Origin of the sequence: Massilia sp. LjRoot122, from assembly GCF_964252725.1 — a bacterium.
Lineage (GTDB): Bacteria > Pseudomonadota > Gammaproteobacteria > Burkholderiales > Burkholderiaceae_D > Telluria.
In genome coordinates this window covers 164,538-187,526 of sequence record NZ_CAXUPB020000001.1, presented here as the reverse complement: position 1 = coordinate 187,526, position 22,989 = coordinate 164,538, and the positions used below count along the sequence as shown (strand labels likewise).

15 protein-coding genes and 2 tRNA genes are annotated in these 22,989 nt (G+C 64.7%); 5 read left to right on the top strand and 12 right to left on the bottom strand.

The features are described 5' to 3' along the window. Positions 1–26 precede the first annotated feature (26 nt). Positions 27–1,640, top strand: coding sequence for a catalase (locus ACSQ25_RS00835; protein WP_436103833.1), 1,614 nt, complete (start codon positions 27–29; stop codon positions 1,638–1,640). 173 nt (positions 1,641–1,813) lie between these two features. Here ACSQ25_RS00835 and ACSQ25_RS00830 read toward each other — a convergent pair whose 3' ends face one another. The 5 genes from ACSQ25_RS00830 to ACSQ25_RS00810 all read right to left on the bottom strand — a co-directional run bounded on the left by ACSQ25_RS00830 (position 1,814) and on the right by ACSQ25_RS00810 (position 9,869). Continuing rightward, entirely contained in the window at positions 1,814–2,710 is an 897-nt protein-coding gene (locus ACSQ25_RS00830) for a recombination-associated protein RdgC (RefSeq protein ID WP_436103832.1), read from the bottom strand. Positions 2,711–2,798: 88 nt separating this feature from the next. Next, complete coding sequence (gene dinB / locus ACSQ25_RS00825; RefSeq protein ID WP_436103831.1) at positions 2,799–3,911, bottom strand: DNA polymerase IV; 1,113 nt, start codon at positions 3,909–3,911, stop codon at positions 2,799–2,801. A gap of 144 nt (positions 3,912–4,055) precedes the next feature. After that, positions 4,056–5,840, bottom strand: coding sequence for a S8 family peptidase (locus ACSQ25_RS00820; RefSeq protein WP_436103830.1), 1,785 nt, complete (start codon positions 5,838–5,840; stop codon positions 4,056–4,058). Positions 5,841–6,198: 358 nt separating this feature from the next. Next, positions 6,199–8,403 (bottom strand): TonB-dependent receptor, encoded by a 2,205-nt coding sequence (locus ACSQ25_RS00815; protein ID WP_436103829.1) that lies wholly within the window; start codon positions 8,401–8,403, stop codon positions 6,199–6,201. A 194-nt stretch (positions 8,404–8,597) separates the two neighbouring features. After that, complete coding sequence (locus ACSQ25_RS00810) at positions 8,598–9,869, bottom strand: glycerate kinase type-2 family protein (protein WP_436103828.1); 1,272 nt, start codon at positions 9,867–9,869, stop codon at positions 8,598–8,600. Positions 9,870–10,059: 190 nt separating this feature from the next. On the opposite strand from ACSQ25_RS00810, the gene ACSQ25_RS00805 reads away from it, so the two are divergent. Both ACSQ25_RS00805 and ACSQ25_RS00800 read left to right on the top strand, forming a co-directional pair. Then, positions 10,060–10,135 (top strand) — tRNA-Val (locus tag ACSQ25_RS00805). Positions 10,136–10,176: 41 nt separating this feature from the next. Then, positions 10,177–10,253 (top strand) — tRNA-Asp (locus ACSQ25_RS00800). 167 nt (positions 10,254–10,420) lie between these two features. Here the strand turns inward: ACSQ25_RS00800 and ACSQ25_RS00795 are convergent. Beyond that, positions 10,421–11,575 (bottom strand): GGDEF domain-containing protein, encoded by a 1,155-nt coding sequence (locus tag ACSQ25_RS00795; protein ID WP_436103827.1) that lies wholly within the window; start codon positions 11,573–11,575, stop codon positions 10,421–10,423. Between the two features lie 252 nt (positions 11,576–11,827). Between ACSQ25_RS00795 and ACSQ25_RS00790 the strand changes: the two genes are divergently transcribed. Together ACSQ25_RS00790 and ACSQ25_RS00785 are read left to right on the top strand one after the other, a co-directional pair. Then, positions 11,828–12,313, top strand: coding sequence for a cyclic nucleotide-binding domain-containing protein (locus ACSQ25_RS00790; protein ID WP_436103826.1), 486 nt, complete (start codon positions 11,828–11,830; stop codon positions 12,311–12,313). Continuing rightward, positions 12,310–13,473 (top strand): AI-2E family transporter, encoded by a 1,164-nt coding sequence (locus tag ACSQ25_RS00785; protein WP_436103825.1) that lies wholly within the window; start codon positions 12,310–12,312, stop codon positions 13,471–13,473. The genes ACSQ25_RS00790 and ACSQ25_RS00785 overlap by 4 nt, the downstream gene beginning before the upstream one ends. A gap of 33 nt (positions 13,474–13,506) precedes the next feature. Here ACSQ25_RS00785 and ACSQ25_RS00780 read toward each other — a convergent pair whose 3' ends face one another. From ACSQ25_RS00780 to ACSQ25_RS00755, 6 genes are all read right to left on the bottom strand, one after another. Continuing rightward, positions 13,507–15,747 (bottom strand): YgiQ family radical SAM protein, encoded by a 2,241-nt coding sequence (locus tag ACSQ25_RS00780; protein WP_436103824.1) that lies wholly within the window; start codon positions 15,745–15,747, stop codon positions 13,507–13,509. Positions 15,748–15,838: 91 nt separating this feature from the next. Then, positions 15,839–16,141, bottom strand: a complete 303-nt coding sequence (locus ACSQ25_RS00775; RefSeq protein WP_436103823.1) for a DUF4404 family protein — start codon at positions 16,139–16,141, stop codon at positions 15,839–15,841. A 10-nt stretch (positions 16,142–16,151) separates the two neighbouring features. Next, positions 16,152–16,364, bottom strand: a complete 213-nt coding sequence (locus ACSQ25_RS00770) for a VF530 family DNA-binding protein (protein WP_027866485.1) — start codon at positions 16,362–16,364, stop codon at positions 16,152–16,154. Between the two features lie 81 nt (positions 16,365–16,445). Then, the gene (locus tag ACSQ25_RS00765; RefSeq protein WP_436103822.1) at positions 16,446–18,572 is read right to left on the bottom strand and encodes a M3 family metallopeptidase; all 2,127 of its coding nucleotides are present in this window, start codon (positions 18,570–18,572) and stop codon (positions 16,446–16,448) included. A gap of 33 nt (positions 18,573–18,605) precedes the next feature. Continuing rightward, positions 18,606–20,717: a M3 family metallopeptidase gene (locus tag ACSQ25_RS00760; RefSeq protein WP_436103821.1), complete on the bottom strand. Its 2,112-nt coding sequence runs from the start codon at positions 20,715–20,717 to the stop codon at positions 18,606–18,608. Between the two features lie 94 nt (positions 20,718–20,811). Continuing rightward, on the bottom strand, positions 20,812–22,935 hold the full coding sequence (locus ACSQ25_RS00755) for a M3 family metallopeptidase (protein WP_436103820.1): 2,124 nt from the start codon (positions 22,933–22,935) through the stop codon (positions 20,812–20,814). Positions 22,936–22,989 lie beyond the last annotated feature (54 nt).

The following is a 22,989-nucleotide window of genomic DNA, read 5'->3' as shown; positions in this document are numbered from 1 at the left end:
GATCGAATCGTACGAGGAGAGGTGCAATGAACGAGCAGCGTCCCATCCTGACCACGCGCCAGGGCCACCCGGTCCGCGACAACCAGTCGCTGCGCTCGGTGGGTGAACGTGGTCCGGCCACGCTCGAGAATTACCAGTTCATCGAAAAGATCACCCATTTCGACCGCGAGCGCATTCCGGAGCGCGTCGTGCACGCGCGCGGCACCGGCGCCCACGGTTTCTTCGAGCCCTACGGGACCATCGGCGGCGAAGCCGCCGGCAAGTACACGCGCGCCCGCGTATTGAACGAACTCGGCGTGCAGACACCGATCTTCGTGCGTTTCTCCACCGTGATCGGCGGCAAGGAGTCGCCCGAGACGGCGCGCGACCCGCGCGGCTTCGCGATCAAGTTCAAGACCGTCGACGGCAACTGGGACCTGGTCGGCAACAACCTCAAGGTCTTCTTCATCCGCGATGCGATCAAGTTCCCGGACATGATCCACGCGTTCAAGCCGGACCCGGTCACCAACCAGCAGGAGCCGTGGCGCTTCTACGACTTCATCTGCAGCCACCCGGAGGCCTTGCACATGGTTACCTGGGTCAAGAGCCCATGGGGCATTCCAGCCAGCTACCGCGAGATGGAAGGCTCGGGCGTGAACACCTATAAATTGGTCAACGACCAGGGCGTGGCCCACCTGGTGAAGTTCCACTTCGAGCCGAAACAGGGCGTGCGCAATCTGACTGCGCAACAGGCCGCCGAGATCCAGGCCCACGATACCAGCCACGCCACGCGCGACCTGTACGAGGCGATCGAGCGCGGCGACTATCCGGAATGGGAATTCTGCGTGCAGATGATGAGCGACGGCGAGCATCCGGAACTCGATTTCGACCCGCTCGACGATACCAAGCGCTGGCCGGAAGACCGCTTCCCGCTGCTGCCGGTGGGCCGCATCGTGCTCAACAAGAACCCGGACAACGTCTTCGCGGAGACCGAGCAGTCAGCCTTCGGCACCGGCGTGCTGGTGGACGGCATCGACTTCTCGGACGACAAGATGCTGCAGGGCCGCACCCTGTCCTATTCCGACACCCAGCGCTACCGCGTGGGCCCGAACTACCTGCAGCTGCCGATCAACCAGCCGCAGGAAGGGGCGGCCGCGCGCACCAACCAGCGCGACGGCCAGATGACCTATTACGTGGACGGCCGCGGCGAGGACAAGCACATCAACTACGAGCCGAGCCTGATGGGGGGCTACAGCGAGGCGCCCAAGCCGGAGAGGGAGTACCACCAGCACGTGGAAGGCCACCTGGGCCGCTACCAGACCACCCGCACGATGGACGACTACGCCCAGGCCGGCGCGCGCTACCGCAGTTTCGAAGATTGGGAACGCGACGACCTGGTCAGCAACGTCGGTGGCGACCTCAGGAAATGCCCGGCGCCGATCCAGCTGCGCATGGTGTGGCACCTGTGGCATTGCGACGAGGATTACGGACGGCGCGTGGCGGAAATGGCAGGGATCGACCTGGAACAGGCCAAGGCCTTGCCGCCGCTGCCGGGCAAGCCGGCCCCGCACCAGAACCGGGCGGGGCCGACCTATTCGAATGGCCGGGCGGAACAGGGAGATGAGCCGTCGACCAGTGAGGAGATGGTGGGGGAGAAGTAGTTCAGAAGACTTTGAACCGCTACTAAAACTACACTTGCCTGTAACCTAAAGACCGTCATCCCGGCGAAGGCCGGGATCCAATTTTGCATGCGCTATCGAAACGCATGCAAACTTGGGTTCCGGCCTTCGCCGGAACGACGTGCTAACTCAAATAATGAGCGCTGGTGGCCTGCTTAGGCCTTGGCTTCGCCACCCAAGGCTTCAACCACATCCGCCATCAGCTTGGCCAGTTCACCCGTCATCAGCATGATGTCGTTATCGAAACGCTCATCATCGCTATAGGTGACGGCTTCGCCTTCCTTGATCACGTCCAGCGGCTTGATGCCCTTGATCGCCAGCGACTCGGTCAGCACGAAGCTGATGCGGTCGGTCCAGGTCATGGCCAGGCGGGTGCACTGCTTGCCGGCGGCGATGTGGCGGCGGATGTCGTCCGGTTCCAGGGTGTGCTTCACGTAGCGCACGGCCGCGCGGCTTTCGCCGGTGGCGCGCAGTTCGGTGTCCTGGTCGATCGTGAAGCCGTAAGGCGCTTCGTCCGCTTCCAGCCAGCCGGTCATCACGGCCACCGGCGAACGCTGCACGCGCAGCGATTCGAGCGGCAGGCGGTCGACCGCCTTGAGCAGCAGCTTGATGACGTCGTCCGCCTTCGACGGGCTGGCGGCATCGACCACCAGCCAGCCGTTGACCGGGTCGATCCAGACCCAGACATTGCTGCGGATCGAGAAGGCGCGCGGCAGCAGTTCGTCGGCCACGCGTTCCTTCAGTTCCTTCATCGCCTTCTTGCCCGGCGGGAAGCCCTGCTGCTCTTCCAGCTCGGCGGCCTTGGCCTTGGCGACCTGGTTGATGACCGAGCTCGGCAGCAGCTTCTTCTCGGTGCCCAGCATCATCAGCATCTGCTTGTTGACGACGTGCACCAGCTTGCCATTGCCGCGTGGCGAATCCCAGCCCTGGCGCAGCAGCTCATTGCTGCTCGCGGGCGTGAAAGCCTGCGACTGCAGTGCTTCTTCCATCTGTTCAGGGTTGAATGCCCAAGGAGCGGGCAGGCGGTAAATCTGGAGATTCTTGAACCACATACGCTGTTATCCGATTGTTTCAGTATTTCAAGGGAACGACATTCTACGCTGCCAGAGAGCAATTGCAGCCAGCCGTTAAGGGAAAAAATTAATCTGTTGCCGAGTCGCCAACTGCCTCGACGATCGCCGCCGGCATGGCGTCATCGAACAGGCGCAGTTGCTCGACCGTCTCGGTGTCGCCCAGCCGCACGCCGACGCCCAGCAGCCGCACCGGACGGCTATGACGGGCCCAGCCGGTTTCCATCAGGCGCGCATAGGTCGGGATATGTGGCGCATAGCCAACACACTCGACCGTGGTCTGCTGGAAGTCCGAGAACTTGATCTTCACGAAGAGCTTGTTGATGAATTTTTCAGCACCGTTGCGCTTGATGCGGCCCAGCAGGTGCTCGTATAAATCCGGCAGCAGCTTCAGGCAGGCGTCCAGGTTCGGCACGTCGGGCGTGTAGGTTTCCTCGGTGCTGATCGACTTGCGCTCGCGCGAGGTGTTGACTTCACGGTCATCGATGCCGCGGCAGAGCTTGTGCAGGCGGTAACCGAAGCTGCCGAAGTGCTCGGTCAGGCGTTCGATGCTCCAGCTGCGCATGTCGGCGCAGGTCTGCAGCCCGAGCCGGCTCATCTTCTCGGCCGTCACCTTGCCGACGCCATACAGCTTCTTGACCGGCAAGGCGGCAACGAAGGCGTCCACCTCTTCCGGCCGCACCAGGAACAGCCCGTCCGGCTTGTTCCAGTCGCTGGCGATCTTGGCCACGAACTTGTTCGGCGCCACCCCGGCCGAGGCGGTGATGCCGACGGTCTCGAAGATGCGTTGCCGGATTTCCTGGGCGATCAGGGTGGCGCTGCCCTTGCAATGGGGCGAATCGCTGACGTCGAGGTAGGCCTCGTCGAGCGAGAGCGGTTCCACCAGCTCGGTGTAGTCGCGGTAGATGTCCATGATCTGGCGCGAGGCGATGCGGTACTTTTCCATTGCCGGCGGAATCACCAGCAGCTGCGGGCACAGCTTCATGGCCTGGGCCGTCGCCATGGCCGAGTGGATGCCGAAGCGGCGCGCTTCGTAATTGCAGGTCGCGATCACCCCGCGCTGGTCGGGACGGCCGCCGACGGCGAGCGGGCGCCCGCGCAGCGAGGGGTCGTCGCGCATTTCGACCGATGCGTAGAAACAGTCGCAATCGCAGTGGATGATTTTACGGAGCGGGGGATTCACGTGACGGCGGAGCCGACTACTGTCATTCCATACAGTATCCGTCGAAAGTCGAGTTATTGCAAGGCGCCAAAAAAGAACGCGCGGCAAGCCGCGCGTTCCCCGGATGAAGCCGGCGCAGGGGAGTGCGCCGCTTCGTCCTATGACTTACCAGCTCGCCTTCAGGGTGTACTTGCCGCTGGTCGCGCCGGTGCCGCCGCTGTAGTACACCACGCGCACGTAGCGGCTCGCAGTGGTGGTGCCGGTGTTGGCCGAAGTAGCGCTGTCGACCGCGCCGGTACCGTTCTCGCTACGGCTGAGCAGGGTGCCCGCGCTGTTGTAGATGTACAGGTCGTAGTCCGAGGTGCTGTTCGGGGTCATGGTCGCGCTCAGGGTCTTGCCTGCAGGCAGATCGACACGGAAGTAATCCGTATCGGTCGAGGTCGACATGACGCCGTTCACGGTGGTGCCGCTGGTCGAGATCAGGTTGGCGGTGCTGAGCGTGTTGTTCGACTCGGTTTCAGCGATGGTCGGAGCGGGCGGCGGGGTGACGCCGCCGATCGCAGCGTCCACTGCCGCGGTCGCGTCCACGATGCCGGTGCCGCAGCCCGAGCAGGTTGCCGGGAAGGCGCGCGCGGTCGACTTCAGCATGCTCTCGACCTGGTCCACGGTCAGGGTCGACTTGGCCGCGAACATCAGCGCAGCCACGCCGGCCACGTGCGGGGTCGCCATCGAGGTGCCCTGGTAGCCGGCATAGTTGTCGGCGCCCGGCGAGCTGGTGCCCGCGTTCAGGGTCGAGATTACGCTGTAGCTGCCGTCGCCGCCAGGGGCCGCCACGTCGACCAGGGTGCCGTAGTTCGAGTACGAAGCACGGCCGCCGGTCTTGCCGGTGGCTGCCACGGCGATCACGCCCGAGCAGTTCGCCGGGCTGGCGTTGCTGACGTTCATGTTGTCGTTGCCGGCCGCCACGACGACGACCGAACCGCGCGAACGGGCGCCGTTGATCGCGGTCTGGGTGGTGGCGTCGCAGGCACCGGTGCCGCCCAGCGACATGTTCAGCACCTTCGCCTTGTTGGCGTTGGCCGGCACGCCGGTCACGGTGCCGCCCGACGACCAGGTGATGGCGTCGGCGATGTCCGAGGTGTAGCCGCCGCACTTGCCGAGCACGCGCACCGGCACGATCTTGGCGTTGTATGCGACACCGGCCACGCCCAGGCTGTTGTTGGTCTTGGCGGCCACGGTGCCGGCCACGTGGGTACCGTGCCAGCTCGAGCCCGACGCCGGCGAGCCGGTGCCGCATTCGCCCGCGGCCACCCAGTCGCCCGGATCGCTCGCATCGCTGTCGCGGCCGTTACCGTCGTTGCCGACAGCGGCGGTGCTGATGAAGTCATAGCCTGCCAGGAACTGGCCGCTCAGGTCGGCGTGCGGACGGTAGCCGGTGTCGATCACGGCCACGACCACGCCGGTGCCGGTCGACTTGTCCCAGGCGGTCGGCAGGCGCAGGCCGCCGGTGGCGTCGGTGTAGTGCCACTGCTGGGCGTAGTACGGGTCATTCGCCGTCGCCATGTGGCTCATGATGCGGTCCGGCTCGGCGTATTCGATGTTCGGGTCGCGTGCCATCATTTCGGCAGCCAGCTTCTGCACCTCGTCGAGGTGCTTGCGGCCGTTCAGCTTGAACACGTGGGCGCCGGTCGAAATGGCGTGGCTTTCGCTGACGGTCATGCCGAATTCCTGGCCTGCACGGTCCAGTTTGGCCTTGCGGTCGGCGGTCACTGCCGCGGCGCGGGCCTGGCCCTTGGCTGCAGGCTGCGAGTCCTTGTACTTCACAATGATACGGTCTGTCTCCACGATGAATTTCTGCTCGGCCGCGCCGGCCGAAGCCGCCACCAGCGCCAGCGAGATTGCAGCGCACATCTTCAACATTGCAGGATGAATCGAATGCGTTTGCTTCATGTTTCTTCCTTGTTAGTGTTTTCCGTCAAGCGAAATGACCCTCGCCTGTGTCATTGATTTCCGGTCATTGCCGGTGCCGTCTGATTGCAGCGAAAAGCAGCGTAATACGAAAGGAAGAGCTTGTGAGTGACAATTCGATACAATTTCGGTGTATTAACAACACTGTGACAATGAACTATTGCAAAAACACGTTTTCTTCGGCGAAACGTTAATTTTGGCAAATAACGTATGCCACAATTGTGTTGACATATCTCAAAGCGCTTTACCTTGGGATAATGTAAAGGAGCTCATTTTGTTCAGTCTCAAGGACAAAAAAAAGGCCGCGCAAGCGCGGCCTTTCTCATAGGGTGGGAACAGCTCAGAAGTTGCCCTTGAACTGCACGCCCCACTGGCGCGGCTCGTTGGTGAAGCCGGTCAGGTTGTTGAAGTCGATGGCGCCGGTGATGCGACGCTGGTCGAGCACGTTACGGCCGAAGGCCGCCACTTCATACTTGCCGCCACCGAAGATGTAGCCCAGACGCACGCCGCCTTCCGTCAGCGGCGCGCCGACGAACTCGGCCGCTTCATACAGGAAGAAGTTGATCTTGCTGCGGTAGGACCAGTCGGTGAAGAAGTACAGCTCGCCGTCGCGGAAAGGCACGCCGTAGCGGGCGGTCGCGTTGACGGTCCAGCGCGGCGCCTGCGGCAGCGAGTTGCCGTCGATGACGACGCGGCCGGCGGCGTTCACCGGATCGGTCACGGTGCACGAACCGCAACGGTTCACCGACAGGCTGGCGTCGCGGATCTGGGTGTAGTTGTAGCTCGCGCCGGCGCTCACGCGCAGGGCGGTGCTGACGGCCGCTTCGAAGTCGAACTCGGCGCCCTTGCCCTTGGTGCGGTCGGCATTGATCAGGCGGTTGACGTTCGAATTGCCGCCCACCACGGTCAGCTGCTGGTCCTTGACGGTGTAGTCATACACCGAGAACGAGGTGCGCGCACGGCGCTCGAACAGGTCGGCCTTCAGGCCCAGCTCGTAGGAGGTGATGGTTTCCGAATCGGCCACCGTGATCGGCACCGCGGCTGAGGCGGCGGCGATACTCGGGGCGCGGAAGCCGGTGGCGACGCGGCCGTAGACGTTCACGGTCGGGCTCAGCTTGTACGTTGCCGACAGGTCCCAGTTGAACTTGTCCTGGCTGGTGCTCACCGAACGCGGGCCGATCTGGGTGACGTTTTCGTTCACCAGGGTGCCGAATTCCTTCTCGTCCTTGGTGTAGCGCAGGCCGCCGCGGACGGTCCAGTCCGGGCTGATGCTGTAGTTCACCGAGGCGAATGCGGCCCAGGCGTCGTTCTTCTGGTTGCTGACCAGGCGCGAGGTGCGCGTGCCGGCATCGTTGAAGTTGTCGCTGCCGCCGGTCGCATCTTCGTCGAAGAAGTAGAGGCCGGTCTGCCAGTTCAGCGGGCCGGCATTCTTCGATTCGACGCGGAATTCCTGGGTGTACTGGTCGAGGTCGCTGATGTAGCCGCCGGTCTGGACCTGGAAGGGGATGAAGCCCGGGCCGGCCGGGGTGCCGCCGTCGATGTCGCCGCGGCTGTAGTAGTCGCTGACGTGCTCGTAGCCGGTGATCGAGAACAGGCGCACGCTGCCCAGGTCCCAGCTCAGGCGCAGGTTGGCGCCGTTGGTCTTCAGGCGCTGCCAGTTGTCGGCGTTGGTGACGATGCTGTCGAGGTCGTAACCCGGGACGATCTTGTTCGTGCCCTTCCCGATCAGGTTCGCGCGGAACAGGCGGGCGCTGCCGTTGGTGTTGCGCTGATGCAGGTTCAGCAGGGCGTTGAAGCTGCTGTCCGGGCTGTACAGGAACTGGACGCGCTCGGCGTGCTCGTTGTAGCCGTCGAGTTCGTTGCGCTTCTGGGTTTTCGCCACGTCGGCGAAGTTGTCGACGTAGTCGTCGCGGTGCTGGCCGACGGCCGACACACGCATCGCCCACTTGTCGGACAGCGGCACGTTGACCGCGCCTTCGACGTTGGCGGTCTGGCGGCTCGCCAGCGACAGGTTGTAATAGCCCTCGGTCTTGCCCAGCTTCGGACGCTCCGATTCGAACTTGACCACGCCGGCCGGGGTGTTGCGGCCGAACAGCGTGCCCTGCGGGCCGCGCAGCACTTCGACGCTGGCCAGGTCGAAGATCGGGAAGCCCTTCAGGATCGGGTTTTCCTGCACCACGTCGTCATACACCAGCGACACCGGCTGCGAGGCGAAGGTATTGAAATCGGTGTTGCCGTAGCCGCGGATGTAGAAGCGCGGGAAGGTACGGCCGTTGGAGGATTCGACGTTCAGGCTCGGCACCTTGCCGGCCAGCAGGCGGATGTCTTCGCCGCCGGAGATCAGGACGTCGAGCTTTTCGCCCTTGAGCGCGGTGACGGACACCGGTACTTCACGGATGTTTTCGGTGCGGCGCTGCGCGGTCACGGTGACGGTCTGCAGTTCCGGGGCCTGGCTGGCCGCGGTGGTCTGGGCCTGGACCGGCATGGCGGCGCTCAGTGCCAGTGCGGCGAGCACGCGCCTGTGCATCTTGGACATCTTCATCATGGAGTTTTTCCTATGGATTGATAAAAGAACCGATGTCCCCGTTCTCTCTTGTCGTCGCAGCGGTATGCTCCGCCTGCCGGCAGTGCATCTTGTGGATGTCTTAAGCTTGCCGGTTCGATAAAGCGCGTATTGTCATTGATGAATACGTGCAATAGCAAGGAGAAACGGAACGTTTGGCGCTTTTTGCAACCTGGTTACAACACATCCGTTTCGATGACGATGGCGCGGAAATCGTTGACATTGGTGCGGGTCGGGCCGGTGACCACCAGCTGGCCGAGCGCGCCGAAGAAGCCGTAGCCGTCGTTGTCCAGCAGGCGCGCCCGCGCATCCAGGCCCTGTGCGCGGGCCCGGGCCAGCGTGCCCGGCGCCAGCCAGGCGCCGGCATTGTCCTCGGTGCCGTCGATGCCGTCGGTGTCGGCGGCGATCGCATGCACGCCCGGCAGGCCGTCGAGCGCGACGGCAAGGGCCAGCAGGAATTCGACGTTGCGCCCGCCCCTTCCCTGTCCGCGCACGGTGACGCTGGTCTCGCCGCCGGACAGGATGACGCAGGGCGCGGGCAAGGGCTGCCCATGCTGCAGGACCTGGCGCGCGATACCGGCATGCACCAGCGCGACCTCGCGCGCCTCCCCTTCCATGCTCGAGGACAGGATCAGCGGCGCATAGCCGGCGGCGCGCGCGGCACTTGCCGCGGCATCGAGCGCTTGCTGGGCGGTGACGATGACATGGGTCTCGTTGCGCGCCAGGCGCGGGTCGCCCGGCAGCGGCGCAGCCAGCTGTGGATCGGCCAGCACCGCACGGACCTTGTCGGAGATGGCGATGCCGTATTTCTCGAGGATGGCAAGGGCATCGGCGCCGGTACTGCCGTCGGGGACGGTCGGCCCCGAGGCGACCACGGCCGGATCGTCACCCGGCACGTCCGACACCACCAGCGTCACCACGCGCGCCGGATGGCAGGCCAGCGCCAGCCGCCCGCCCTTGATCGCCGACAGGTGGCGCCGCACGCGGTTCATCTCGCCGATCGGCGCGCCGCAGCGCAGCAGCTCGCGGTTCAGCGCGCGCTTCTCCTCGAAGCTGATGCCGGGCGCGGGCAGCGACATCAGGGCCGAGCCGCCGCCGGACACCAGGCACAGCACCAGGTCGTCCGGTCCCAGTCCCGCGGCCGCTTCCAGCATGCGCCGCGCCGCTTCCTCGCCGGCGGCGTCCGGCACCGGATGGCCGGCTTCGATCACCTCGATGTGACGGGTCGGCGCGCCATGGCCGTAGCGCGTAACCACCAGTCCTTCAAGCGGACCCTGCCAGTGGCGCTCGACCGCCTCGGCCATGCGCGCGGCCGCCTTGCCGGCGCCCAGCACCAGGGTCCGTCCCTTGGGCGGCGGCGGCAGATGCGGTGCGATCAGGTGATAGGGATCGGCGGCGGCCATGGCGGCATCGAACAGGTGCTGCAGCAGCGGGTGGGCGGTGAGCATGGTCGGTTCTCGTCTCGGAGCGAAGCAATGATCTTTACACAAAAGCGCCGGGACGGTGAAAACGCGCTCAATCGATGGGTTTTCAATTTTTTTTCAAAAACCCTTGCACACCTCGAATTCCAACCTCTATAATTCGGGCCTCTTCGGACGCAATGACAAGCGTCAGACAGAAACCTCTGAATAGAGAGCCGGGCGCTTAGCTCAGTTGGTAGAGCGGATCCCTTACAAGGATTAGGTCGGGAGTTCGAGCCTCTCAGCGCCCACCACGCAATTCAGATGGTTGATCGAAGTAATGATCAGAGTAAACGGAGCGGTAGTTCAGTTGGTTAGAATACCGGCCTGTCACGCCGGGGGTCGCGGGTTCGAGCCCCGTCCGCTCCGCCAGCATCAAGGAAAAAGGGTCCGAGAAATCGGACCCTTTTTCTTTTTCCGTTTTCGTTCGATTTTCGTAGGGTGGTCGGCTCCGCCGGCCGCGCGTTCAACCAACATATGAATGAGCGCGCAGGCAGCATTTCCGTAGTTTGAACGCGCGTACGGCAAAGCCGTACACCCTACGCCCGCTGTTGCTGCGGCCTGCCCACCTCAACCCGGTCTCGCCCCCCACTCTTCGCCGCATACAGCGCATGATCCGCCCGCGCCAGCCCCATCCCCAGCGTCTCGTTCGGATCCAGCACCACCACCCCGATACTGACCGTCATCGTGTACGGTGTGACGCTGGTAATCACCATCGCCTCCCGCACCGCCTGCCTTAGCCGTTCCGCAGCCTGCACGGCCCCACTCAAGTCCGTCCCCGGCAGCACCATCGCAAACTCTTCCCCGCCCAGCCGCCCGACGGTCTCATGCGCGCGCAGGGTCTCGCGCAAGGTCCGGGCAAACACGACCAGGGCTTCATCACCGGTGGCATGCCCGAAGCGGTCGTTGATCTGCTTGAAGTGGTCGATGTCCATCATCGCCAGCGCCAGCGGCTGGCGCTGGCGCAGCGCGGCCTGGCGCGCATGTTCGGCACGCTCGAGGAAGGCATGGCGGTTCGGCAGGCCGGTCAGGCTGTCGGTGGTGGCCAGGCGCGCCATCTCGGCATCGTCCTTCTCCTTGCACAGCAACAGGAAACCGAAGCCGTTCACGATCATCAGGAGGTAGCCGGCCATGTAGGCGTATTCCTGTGCGGTGCACTGCCCGGGGGGGCCCTCGCTGTCGAGGCAACCGACGGCCCACACGACCACCGATACCGCGAACACGGCGTCGTTGACGCCGATGATCCGCTGCAGCAGCGATGCACGGCGGCGCGGGCGCAGCAGGATCGAGGCCATCGCCGCGGCGAACAGGGCAACCACGCCGGCCACCAGCGCGGTCAGGTAGGGGACCGGTGCGCCGGCGCTGCCGGCCGCCAGCACGACGGCCAAGGCCAGCGCCGACACCGGCACCAGGACGCGTTGCCAGCGTTCGAAGCCGAAGAAGATGCAGTAAGCGGCCACCTCCAGCGAAATCGCGAGGATCCAGCTGGCGCCCTCGACGCCGTTCAGCGCCGGCATGTCCAGGTAGGGCCGGCTCCATCCCAGCAGCTGGCACAGGCCGATGCCGAAGCGTGCCCACATCCACAGGCGCAAGCCCGGACTGGGCGCGGCGCCATGTGTGTAGCCGGCCATGAGCACGGCGAATGCAATGTTGCCGACGCCAAGCGCCAATACAAAGGAAGGGATGTCGATCACGACGGTTCCCGGAGCTCAGGCGGCGATGCCAACACTACCATCATATTAAATGTACAACATATATTTCCACAGAGAATTAATGTTACACGGTTTTGCGTCACGGGTCCGCATAATTGAACAGACAAGAGACCAACATGAGCAAAGCGCAACACTTTTTACCGAGACACTTCCGCGACACAGTTTTTGATGCACGGCAGCACTTGATAGCGGATAATCATCCGACAACAAACAACGCACCATTCCGGAGCAATCGTGATTTTCGGTTTCCTCAAGCCGCCCAAGATGTCGCCGCGCCTGCATCGCCTCAAGAACACCTCGCTGTTCTCGACGCTGACGCCCCTGGAACTGAAAATCGTCGACGGCCTGCTGCACGAGCGCCGCTACCTGACCGATGAAATCGTCTTCGACGAAGGCGAAGAAGGCCAGGCCCTGTACCTGATCATGAGCGGCCGGGTGGTGATCAACAAGCTCCACCAGGGCAGCAACCAGGTCGTGGCCGAGCTCGAGCCGGGCAGCTTCTTCGGCGACCTGGCCCTGCTCGACAATTCGCCGCGCAATGCCCAGGCGCGCGCCGTCGAGCCCTGCGAGATGGCGGTGTTCTTCCGCGCCGACTTCCTCGGACTGCTCGAGACCGACGCCGTGATCGGCTACAAGATCTCGCTGGCGCTGGCGCGCCACATCGGCCTGCGCCTGCGCGAATGGATGGGCACCGGCCGTCCCCAGCTGGAAGCGCTATGAACAGCAGCGAGCGCGCCGGTCCGGTGGTCTGGACCGGCATCATCGCCGCCACCTGCGTGCTGCTGCTGGTCGTGCAGCAGATGCTGTGGCTGGCCCTGCCCTTCCTCTTCGGCGGGGTGCTGCATTACATCCTGGTCGGGCCGATGCAGCGTCTGGTGCGCGCCGGCCATAGCCGCAATGCCGCCGCGATGCTGGTCTGCCTGATGTTCTTCGCCTTCCTCACGCTGGCCCTGACCGCCGCCTTCTCATGGAGCCGCGGGCCGGAAGAAGATTCGTGGGAAAAGACGGTCGGCCTCTACCTCGACGGCGGGATCGCCTTCGTGCACAACACCATGACCCTGCTGGAGAAGAGGTTCCCGCTGCTGGCCGAGATGCACCTGACCTCGACCGTCAACGCGATCTTCCGCACCCACACCGACAACTTCGCGGAGAAGCACCTGGGCGAGATCCTGGTGGCGCTGGCGACCTGGGTGCCCTCGCTGCTGCTGGCGCCCTTCCTCACCTTCTTCTTGCTGCGCGACGGCCTGCGCTTCAAGAAGTTCCTGGCGCGTGCGGTGCCGAACGCCTACTTCGAGCGCGCCTTGTACCTGCTGCACGAAGTCGACCAGACCGCGCGCCGCTATTTCGACGGCCTGCTCAAGCTGACCGTGCTCGACACCGCGGTGCTGGCGCTGGGCCTGTGGACCATCGGCGTGTCTTCACCGCTGCTGCTCGGCCTGATGTCGGCGGTCTTGGCCTGGGTGCCCTTCGTGGGTTCGGTGGTCGGCTGCGTGCTGGTGGTGATCGTGGCCTCGACCGATGCACCCAGCAATCCCTTCATCGCCTACGGCGCGATCGGCGTGTTCGTGCTGGTGCGCCTGCTCGACGACTTCGTGTTCATGCCGCTGACCCTGGGGCGCAGCATCCGCGTGCATCCGCTGGTGACGGTGCTGATGATCTTCATCGGCGGCGCGCTGGCCGGCGTGGTCGGGCTGATGCTGGTGCTGCCGCTGCTGGGCGTGGTGATGGTGGTGGGCGAGACCCTGGGCCGGCTGGTGACCAATCCGCGCCTGCGCGCGCGGCACCGCTATGCGCGCGCGCTGCGCACGCGCCAGGCCAGCGTGGACCTGGACATCGCGCGCGAACGGCGCGGGGCGCCGACGCCGAACGCGGGCTTGTGACGAAAAAAAACCGGAGCATGCTCCGGTTTTCCTTTAACGTTTGTTGCTGCCCGCCTTGGGCTTGGTCTTGATGGTCGACAGGATCGATGCCTTCACCTTGCCCGGCGGCGGCATGGACGGCGCGCCGGCCGCCTTGCGCTTCGGCGCCACCTCGATCACACGGCCCTTCGGCACGCCGCCCGGCACGCGCCGGTCTTCGCGCACCATCGTCGCGCCCTCGTCGGTCGCCGGCACCAGGTGGCGCTCGCCGTTGCCGATCAGGTCGCCGCGGCCCATGCGGCGCAGGCCCTCGCGGATGACCGGCCAGTTCTCCGGGTCGTAGTAGCGCAGGAAGGCCTTGTGCAGCTTGCGCGTCTTGCCGCTCTTCGCGGTCTCGACGACTTCCGAATCCTCGGTCACCTTCGCCAGCGGGTTCTTGCCCGAGTGGTACATGGTGGTGGCCATCGCCATCGGGGTCGGCGTGAAGGTCTGCACCTGGTCGAGCTTGAAGTTGTTCTTCTTCAGCCACAGGGCCAGGTTCAGCATGTCCTCGTCGGTCGAACCCGGATGCGCCGCGATGAAGTAAGGGATCAGGTACTGCTTCTTGCCGGCCTCGATCGAGTACTTGTCGAACAGGCGCTTGAACTCGTCGTAGGCGCCGATACCCGGCTTCATCATCTTCGACAAGGTGCCCTGCTCGGTGTGCTCAGGCGCGATCTTCAGCAGGCCGCCCACGTGGTGGGTGACGAGTTCCTTGACGTACTCGGGCGAGCGCACCGCCAGGTCGTAGCGCAGGCCGGAGCCGATCAGGATCTTCTTGATGCCCGGGATCGCGCGCGCCTTGCGGTACAGCGAGATCAGCTTGCTGTGGTCGGTGCCGAGGTTGCTGCAGATGGTCGGGTACACGCACGACAGGCGGCGGCAGGATTCCTCGATCTTCTTGTCCTTGCAGGCCAGGCGGTACATGTTGGCCGTCGGGCCGCCCAGGTCGGTGATGGTGCCGGCGAAGTTCTTGGTGGTGTCGCGAATCAGTTCGATCTCGCGCAGGATCGAGGGCTCCGAGCGGCTCTGGATGATGCGGCCTTCGTGCTCGGTGATCGAGCAGAAGGTGCAGCCGCCGAAGCAGCCGCGCATGATGTTGACCGAATAGCGGATCATTTCCCAGGCCGGGATGTGGGCCTTGCCGTAGCTCGGGTGCGGGGCGCGCGCATACGGCAGGTCGTAGACGTTGTCCATCTCGTCCATGGCCAGCGGCAGCGGCGGCGCGTTCAGCCAGACGTCGCGGTCGCCGTGCTGCTGCACCAGCGCGCGCGCATTGCCCGGGTTCGACTCGAGGTGGAACACGCGCGAGGCATGCGCGTACATCACCGGGTCGGTGCTGACGGTCTCGAAGGACGGCAGGCGCACCACGGTCTTTCTCGCCTTTTCGCGGGCGGCGGCCTGGCGCTCTTCGCGCGTCATGATCACCACCGGTTTCACCACCGGTTCCGGCTGCGCGTTCTCGGTGGCGCAGGCGGTGGTGTCTTCCTGGGCCATCGCGTAGGGGCTCGGATGCGGATCGACGCGGCCCGGCACGTCGACGCGGGTCGAGTTGTGCACGCTCCACTCTTCGTCCGGCAGCCAGCCGTGCGGCACCAGGAAGGCGGTGCCGCGCAGGTCGCGGATGTTCTTGATGTTCTCGCCGGCGGCGATGCGGCGCGTCACGTCCACCAGGGCGCGTTCGGCGTTGCCGAAGATGAGCAGGTCGGCCTTCGATTCGAACAGCACCGAGCGGCGCACCTTGTCCGACCAGTAGTCGTAGTGGGCGATGCGGCGCAGCGAGGCTTCGATGCTGCCGGCGATCACCGGCACGCCCGGGAAGGCTTCGCGGGCGCGCTGGCAGTAGACGGTGACGGCGCGGTCCGGACGCTTGTTCGGCTCGGCGTTCGGGGTGTAGGCGTCGTCGGAACGGATCTTGCGGTCGGCCGTGTAGCGGTTGACCATCGAGTCCATGTTGCCGGCGGTAATGCCCCAGTAGAGGTTCGGCTTGCCGAGCGCGCGGAAGGGCTCGACCGAGGTCCAGTCCGGCTGGCTGATGATGCCGACGCGGTAGCCCTGCGCTTCCAGCAGGCGGCCGACCAGCGCCATCCCGAAGCTCGGGTGGTCGATGTAGGCGTCGCCGGTGACCAGGATGATGTCGCACGAATCCCACCCGAGCTTGTCCATTTCTGCACGGGACATCGGGAGGAAAGGCGCAGCGGCAGCGCGGCTGGAGCGCTTCGGGACGCTCGCAAAGAGATTTACTGGGGAGTTCATTGGCCGGTATTGTACCGGAAAACCGTTTTCGGGTCGCCCCATCGACCCAAAAATGGCTTACTTATCAATGACTTGCTGCACGGCAGTAGGCTCAGATACCCATATTGGACAGCATATTGCCCAGCTGGCGCAGCCCGGCCGAGACGGTCGGGTGGTTCGCATTGAAGCGGGCCGCCAGCTCCTGGGTGCGCGAAGACAGCCCGTAGGTGTTCAGGTCGAGCTCGCTCTCCGCCCGGCGCGCCAGGGCCCGGTCGATGTCGCCGTCGAGCTGGCGCAGCAGGGTTTCCAGTTCCGGATCGACGTTGTCGGTTTCCTGCAACTGCCGGTGCAGGGCTTTCAGGTGCGCCTTCAGGTTCGTATTGCGCTCATTCAGGTTCTCGTTCTCGTTCAGCATGTCGCTCTCGCTAGTTGGTGAAGCGGGTCTCGAGGTACAGCGCCTCGACCTGCTCGCGCGCCCATGGGGTGCGACGCAAAAACTTCAGGCTCGACTTGATGCTCGGGTCTTTCTGGAAACAATTAATGTCGATCCGGCGGCCGAGGCCTTCCCAGCCGTAATGCTCGACGAGGCGGGTTAACAGGGATTCTAAGGTAATACCGTGGAGAGACTGAACACTCATCGCTTGCTGCCATAGGCCATAAGAAAAGGGGACCCATGCCAGCGGCACGGGTCCCCCGATTTTACGCGATGAAGCAGCGGTTTATTCGCCCGTCAGCCCACGGCGTTCCAGCAGCGGACGCACCTGCGCATCGCGCCCGCTGAAGTTGCGGTACATCTTCATCGCATCGATGGTGCCGCCACGCGACAGCAGGGTCTTGCGGAAGTGGTCGCCGTTCTTGCGGGTCAGGCCGCCATTTTCCTTGAACCAGTTGACGGTGTCCGCGTCCAGCTTCTCGGCCCACAGGTAGCCGTAGTAGCCGGCCGAGTAGCCGCCCGCGAAGGTGTGCGAGAAGTAGGTGGTGCGGTAGCGCGGCGGCACCAGGGCGAAGTCCACGCCCGCCTTCTTCAGCGCGTCACCCTCGAAGGCCAGTACATCTAGCGGGATCTCCTTCGGCGACAGCTGGTGCCAGGCCTGGTCGAGCAGGGACGCCGCCAGGTACTCGGTGGTGCGGAAGCCTTCGTTGAACTGCTGCGAGGCCTGCACCTTGTCCAGCAACTCCTTCGGCATCGGCGCGCCGGTCTGGTAGTGCTTCGCGTAATTGGCCAGCACCTCCGGCCAGGTCATCCACATCTCGTTCACCTGCGACGGGAACTCGACGTAGTCGCGCGGCACGCGCGAGCCCGAGAAGCGCGGGTACTTCACATCCGAGAACATGCCGTGCAGCGCGTGGCCGAACTCGTGGAAGGTGGTGCGCACTTCGTCATAGGTCAGCAGGGTCGGCTCGCCCGCCGCCGGCTTGGCGATGTTCAGGTTGTTGGCGATGACCGGCTTGGTTCCCATCAGCTTGGATTGCGGGACCCAGGCATTGGCCCAGGCGCCGCCGCGCTTGGTGGAGCGTGCGTAGGGGTCGAAGGTGAAGATCGCGAGCTGCTTGCCGTCGTGGTCGAACACGTCGAACACGCGCACGTCCGGGTCGTAGGTCGGCAGGTCCTTGCGCTCCTTGAAGCTGATGCCGAATTCCTTGTTCGCTGCGAAGAACACGCCGTCGACCAGCACGCGGTTCAGTTCAAAGTAAGGCTTCAGCTGGCTGCCGTCGAAGGCGTACTTGGCGGCGCGTACCTTGTCGCTGTAGAAGGCCCAGTCGTGGGCGGCGGCCTGGAAGCCACCCTTCTCCTGGTCGATCACCTTCTGGATTTCGGCCGCTTCCTTGCGTGCGTTGCTCACCGCCGGCTTGGCGAAGTCGGCCAGCAGCTGGTTGACGGCCTTGGTATTCTTGGCGGTCTGGTCTTCCAGGTTGTAGGCCGCATGGTTCGGGTAGCCCAGCAGCACGGCGCGCTCGGCGCGCAGCTTGGCGAGCTTCAGCACGACCTCGCGGTTGTCGTAGTCGCCGCCGCGCGAGCCGCGCGCCAGCGAGGCCGCCAGCAGTTTTTCGCGGGTGGCACGGTTGGTCAGCACCGACAGGCCGGCCTGCTGGGTGGTGTTCACGACCGGGATCACGAACTTGCCGTCCAGGCCACGCTTCTTGCCTTCCGCGGCGGCGGCGTCGATCGCCTTGTCGGACATGCCGGCCAGTTCGGCGCGGCTCTCCACCACCAGGGCCGAGGCATTCGCTTCCTTCAGCACGTTCTGGGCGAACTGGGTCGACAGCGCGGCCAGCTGGCCGTTCATTTCCTTCAGCTTCTGCTTGTCGGCATCGGACAGCTTGGCGCCGGCGCGCACGAAGTCGGTGTGGTAGCGCTCGATCAGGTATTTCGACTCGGCGTCCAGGCCCAGCTTGTTGCGCTTGTCGTACAGCGACTTGATGCGCGCGTACAGTTTCGGGTTCAGGCGGATCGCGTCATTGTGAGCCGACAGCTTCGGCGCCAGGTCCTTTGCGAGGGCGATCAGGGTGTCGTTGGTATAGGAACCGGTCAGGGTGCCGAAGGCGGCGCCGACCCGGTTCATGAGCTGGCCCGAGCGCTCCATCGCGACGATGGTGTTTTCGAGGGTCGGAGCGGCCTTGTTGTTGGCGATCGCTTCCATCTCGAGCGTTTCCTGGCGCATCGCTTCGGCAAAGGCCGGGGCGAAATGCTCGTTCTTGATCTTGTCCCAGGCCGGGTACTGGAACGGCAGGGTGCTCGGCTTGGCGAAGGGGTTCGAGGCTTCGAGCATCGAAGCCGGGGCGGCATAGGCCAAGGTCGAAGCAACACTGGCAGCGGCGACGAGCAGGATGTGTGGACGGATCATGTTGTCCTCTTTATGGTTGTAGTAAATAGCAGATCAGTTCAGGCCGCGGCGCTCGAGCAGCGGCTCGATGACCGGGTCACGGCCGCGGAAGCTGCGGTACATCTGCACCGCGTCCATGGTGCCGCCCTTCGACAGCACCATCTTGCGGAAGCGCTCGCCGTTCTTGCGGTTCAAGCCGCCGTTCTCCTTGAACCACTCGCCGGCGTCGGCATCGAGGCGCTCGGCCCACAGGTAGCTGTAGTAGCCGGCCGAGTAGCCGCCCGAGAAGGCGTGCGAGAAGTAGGTCGAGCTGTAGCGCGGCGGGACCGGCGCGAAGTCCAGGCCCGCATCCTTCAGCGCCTGCTCTTCGAAGCTCTTGACGTCGGAAGGAATGGCTTTCGAGCCGAGCTGGTGCCAGCGCTGGTCGAGCACCGCGGCCGCCAGGTACTCGGTGGTGCGGTAGCCTTCATTGAACTGCTGCGAGGCGCGCAGCTTGTCCAGCAGTTCTTTCGGCATCGGCGCGCCGGTCTGGTAGTGCTTCGCATAGTTGGCCAGCACTTCCGGCCAGGCCATCCACATCTCGTAGACCTGCGAGGGCAGCTCGACGTAGTCGCGCGGTACGCTGGTGCCCGAGAAGCGCGGGTACTTCACCTTCGAGAACCAGCCGTGGGTACCGTGGCCGAACTCGTGGAAGGTGGTGCGCACTTCGTCCCAGGTCAGCAGGGTCGGCTCGCCCGGCGCCGGCTTGGCCAGGTTCAGGTTGTTGGTGATGACCGGCTTGTCGCCCAGCAGGGTGCTCTGGCTGACCAGGGCGCCCATCCAGGCGCCGCCGCGCTTGTTCGCGCGCGCATACGGATCGAGCACGAAGATCGCCAGGTGTTCGCCGTTCGCCTCGAACACGTCGTACACGCGCACGTCGGCGTCGTAGGTCGGCAGGTCCTTGCGTTCCTTGAAAGTGATGCCCCACAGCTTGTTGGCGGCGAAGAAGGCGCCGTCTTCCAGCACGCGGTTCAGCTCGAAGTAAGGTTTCAACTGCTTGGCGTCGAAGGCGTACTTCGCGGTGCGTACCTTGTCGCTGTAGTAGTTCCAATCGTAGGCCGCGACCTTGAAGTTACCCTTCTCGGCATCGATCATTTCCTGGATCTCGGCCGCTTCCTTCTTCGCATTGCGCACGGCCGGCACGGCCAGGTCGGACAGCAGCTTGTTGACGGCGGTGGTGTCCTTGGCGGTCTGGTCTTCCAGCGAGTAGGCGGCGTGGCTGGCGTAGCCCAGCAGCTCGGCGCGTTCGGCACGCAGCTTGGCCAGCTGCAGCACGGCTTCGCGGTTGTCGAATTCGCCGCCGCGCGAACCGCGCACCAGCGACACGGCCAGCAGCTTCTCGCGGGTGGCGCGATTGCTCAGCTGCGACAGCGGACCCTGCTGGGTGGTGTTCACGACCGGGATCACGAACTTGCCGTCCAGGCCGCGCTTCTTCGCTTCGGCGGCGGCGGCGTCGATCACCTTCTCCGGCAGGCCAGCCAGCTCCTCGCGGGTGTCGACCACGAAGGCCGAGGCATTCACTTCCTTCAGCACGTTCTGGCTGAACTGGGTCTGCAGCGCGGCCAGCTTGCCGTTGTACTCGCGCAGCTTGTCCTTGTCGGCGCTGGAGAGCTTGGCGCCGGCGCGCACGAAGTCCTTGTGGTAGCGCTCGATCAGGTAGGCCGACTCGGCGTCCAGGCCCAGCTTGGTGCGCTTGGCGTACAGGGTCTCGATGCGCTGGAACAGCTTCGGGTTCAGGCGGATCGCGTCGCCGTGCGCGGCCAGCTTGGGTGCCAGTTCCTTGTCCAGGGCCTGCAGGGTATCGTTGGTGTAGGAGCCGACCAGGGTGCCGAAGACCGCGGACACGCGGTTCAGGAGGCGGCCCGAACGTTCCATCGCGACGATGGTGTTCTCGAAGCTCGGTGCCGCCTTGTTGTTGGCGATGGCGTCGACTTCAAGAGCCTGCTCGCGCATGCCTTCCGCGAAGGCCGGTGCGAAGTGCTCGTTCCTGATCTTGTCGAAGGCCGGGTAGCCGTACTGGAGGGTGCTCGGCTTGGCGAAGGGGTTGGACGCGTCGAGCGGTGCGGCATAGGCCAGGTTGGCCATCGCGACGCTGGCCGCAATCAGGAGCATACGGGGACGATTCATGGTGTCTCGGTGTTGAATGAACTGCGTTGAAACACGCCCGCCCCGGCACCGCCGGGCTTGTGGCCCGGCGGCGCTGGACGTGCGCAGGAAAAGATTAGTTACCGGTCAGGCCACGGCGTTCGAGCAGCGGCTCGATGACCGGGTCGCGGCCGCGGAAGCTGCGGAACAGGTCCATCGCATCGGCGCTGCCGCCGCGCGACAGCAGGGTCTTGCGGAAGTGGTCGCCGTTCTTGCGCGACAGCCCGCCGCTCTGGGTGAACCATTGCACCGTGTCGGCGTCGAGCTTCTCGCTCCACAGGTAGGCGTAGTAGCCGGCCGAGTAGCCGCCGTTCATCGAGTGCGAGAAATAGGTCGTGCGGTAGCGCGGCGGAACCGGGGCGAAGTCGACCCCGGCTTCCTTCAGCGCTTTGGCCTCGAAGGCCAGCACGTCGCTCGGGATCTCGCTCGGCTTGAGCTGGTGCCAGCGCTGGTCGAGCAGCGAGGCGGCCAGGTACTCGGTGGTCATGTAGCCCTGGTTGAACTTCTTGGAAGCGACCACCTTGTCCAGCAGTTCCTTCGGCATCGGCGCGCCGGTCTGGTGATGCTTCGCATAGTTGGCCAGCACTTCCGGCCAGATCGCCCACATCTCGTTGACCTGCGACGGGTACTCGACGAAGTCACGCGGCACGTTGGTGCCCGAGAAATGCGGGTACTTCACGTTCGAGAACATGCCGTGCAGCGCGTGGCCGAACTCGTGGAAGGCGGTGCGCACTTCGTCGTAGGTCAGCAGGGTCGGCTCGCCCTTCGGCGGCTTCGGGATGTTCAGGTGGTTGCCGACCACGGGGCGCTTGCCCAGCAGCTGCGACTGCGACACGTACTCGTTCATCCAGGCGCCGCCCTGCTTGTTGCCGCGGGCGTAGGGGTCGAACAGGAAGATCGCCAGCTGCTTGCCGTCGTGGTCGAACACATCGAACACGCGCACGTCCGGGTCGTAGACCGGCAGGTCCTTGCGTTCCTTGAAGGTGATGCCGTATTCCTTGGTGGCGGCGAAGAACACGCCATCCACCAGCACGCGGTTCAGCTCGAAGTAGGGGCGCAGCTGGTTCTCGTCGAAGTTGTACCTGGCGGCGCGCACCTTGTCCTGGTAGATCGGCCAGTCATAGCTGGCGACCTGGAAGCCGCCCTTTTCCTGGTCGATCACCTTCTGGATCTCGGCCGCTTCCTTGCGCGCGTTATTCACCGCCGGCTTGGCCAGTTCGGCCAGCAGCTTGTTCACGGCCGCCGGGTTCTTGGCGGTCTCCAGCTCCTGCGAGTAGGCCGCGTAGTTCGGGTAGCCCAGCAGCGCGGCGCGTTCCGCGCGCAGTCTGGCCAGCTTGAGCACCAGCTCGCGCGAATCGAACTGGCCGCCACGGCTGCCGCGGTTCAGGGACGCGGCCATCAGGCGTTCGCGGGTCTTACGGTTGGTGAGGCTGGACAGCGCCGGCTGGCTGCTGGTGTTGACGATGGCGATCGCGTACTTGCCCTTCAGGCCGCGCTTTTCCGCTTCGCTTGCCGCCGCATTGATCTCGGCATCCGAGAAGCCGGCCAGTTCTTCGCGGCTATCCACGACCAGGGCCGAGGCATTGGCTTCCTTCAGCACGCGCTGCGAGAAGTCCGACTGCAGCGAGGCGATTTCGGCGTTGTACTTCTTGAGCTTGTCCTTGTTGGCGGCGGACAGGTTGGCGCCGGCGCGCACGAATTCCTTGTACACGCGCTCGAGCAGGTGCTTCGATTCGGCGTCCAGCCCCAGGGTGGCGCGCTTGTCGTGCAGGGTCTTCACGCGCTGGAACAGGGCCGGGTTCAGGTAGATCGCGTCGTTGTGCGCCGCCAGTTTCGGCGACATCTCGCGGTCGACCGCATCCAGCACGTCGTTGGTGTTCGCCGTCTGCAGGTTGGAGAACACCGCGGCCACGCGCGACAGCATCTGGCCGGTGCGCTCCATGGCGACGATGGTGTTGTCGAAGGTCGGCGCCGCCTTGCTCCTGGCGATGGCGTCGATCTCGCGCAGGTGCTCGGCCATGCCGGCGGCGTAGGCCGGCAGGAAGTGCTCGTTCTTGATCTTATCGAAGGCCGGGTAGTTCAGCGGCAGGCTGCTGGGCTGGGCGAACGGATTGGCGGCGTCGAGGGAAGGTGCGGCGACTGCGGCCGCATGCGATAAGGCGAGGCTTGCGGCAACGATGAACAGGGATGGTCGGTTCATTGGATCTTTCGGACGCTGGGGAAGGAGCTGCCGGGCGTGCTCGACAGCCGTTGC

Coding starts and splice junctions, on each gene's coding strand:
- ACSQ25_RS00760 (WP_436103821.1), bottom strand. CDS start 20,717: ATGAATCGTCCCCGTATGCTCCTGATTGCGGCCAGCGTCGCGATGGCC.
- ACSQ25_RS00770 (WP_027866485.1), bottom strand. CDS start 16,364: ATGAGTGTTCAGTCTCTCCACGGTATTACCTTAGAATCCCTGTTAACC.
- ACSQ25_RS00755 (WP_436103820.1), bottom strand. CDS start 22,935: ATGAACCGACCATCCCTGTTCATCGTTGCCGCAAGCCTCGCCTTATCG.
- ACSQ25_RS00815 (WP_436103829.1), bottom strand. CDS start 8,403: ATGATGAAGATGTCCAAGATGCACAGGCGCGTGCTCGCCGCACTGGCA.
- ACSQ25_RS00820 (WP_436103830.1), bottom strand. CDS start 5,840: ATGAAGCAAACGCATTCGATTCATCCTGCAATGTTGAAGATGTGCGCT.
- ACSQ25_RS00775 (WP_436103823.1), bottom strand. CDS start 16,141: ATGCTGAACGAGAACGAGAACCTGAATGAGCGCAATACGAACCTGAAG.
- ACSQ25_RS00785 (WP_436103825.1), top strand. CDS start 12,310: ATGAACAGCAGCGAGCGCGCCGGTCCGGTGGTCTGGACCGGCATCATC.
- ACSQ25_RS00835 (WP_436103833.1), top strand. CDS start 27: ATGAACGAGCAGCGTCCCATCCTGACCACGCGCCAGGGCCACCCGGTC.
- ACSQ25_RS00830 (WP_436103832.1), bottom strand. CDS start 2,710: ATGTGGTTCAAGAATCTCCAGATTTACCGCCTGCCCGCTCCTTGGGCA.
- ACSQ25_RS00765 (WP_436103822.1), bottom strand. CDS start 18,572: ATGATCCGTCCACACATCCTGCTCGTCGCCGCTGCCAGTGTTGCTTCG.
- ACSQ25_RS00780 (WP_436103824.1), bottom strand. CDS start 15,747: ATGAACTCCCCAGTAAATCTCTTTGCGAGCGTCCCGAAGCGCTCCAGC.
- ACSQ25_RS00810 (WP_436103828.1), bottom strand. CDS start 9,869: ATGCTCACCGCCCACCCGCTGCTGCAGCACCTGTTCGATGCCGCCATG.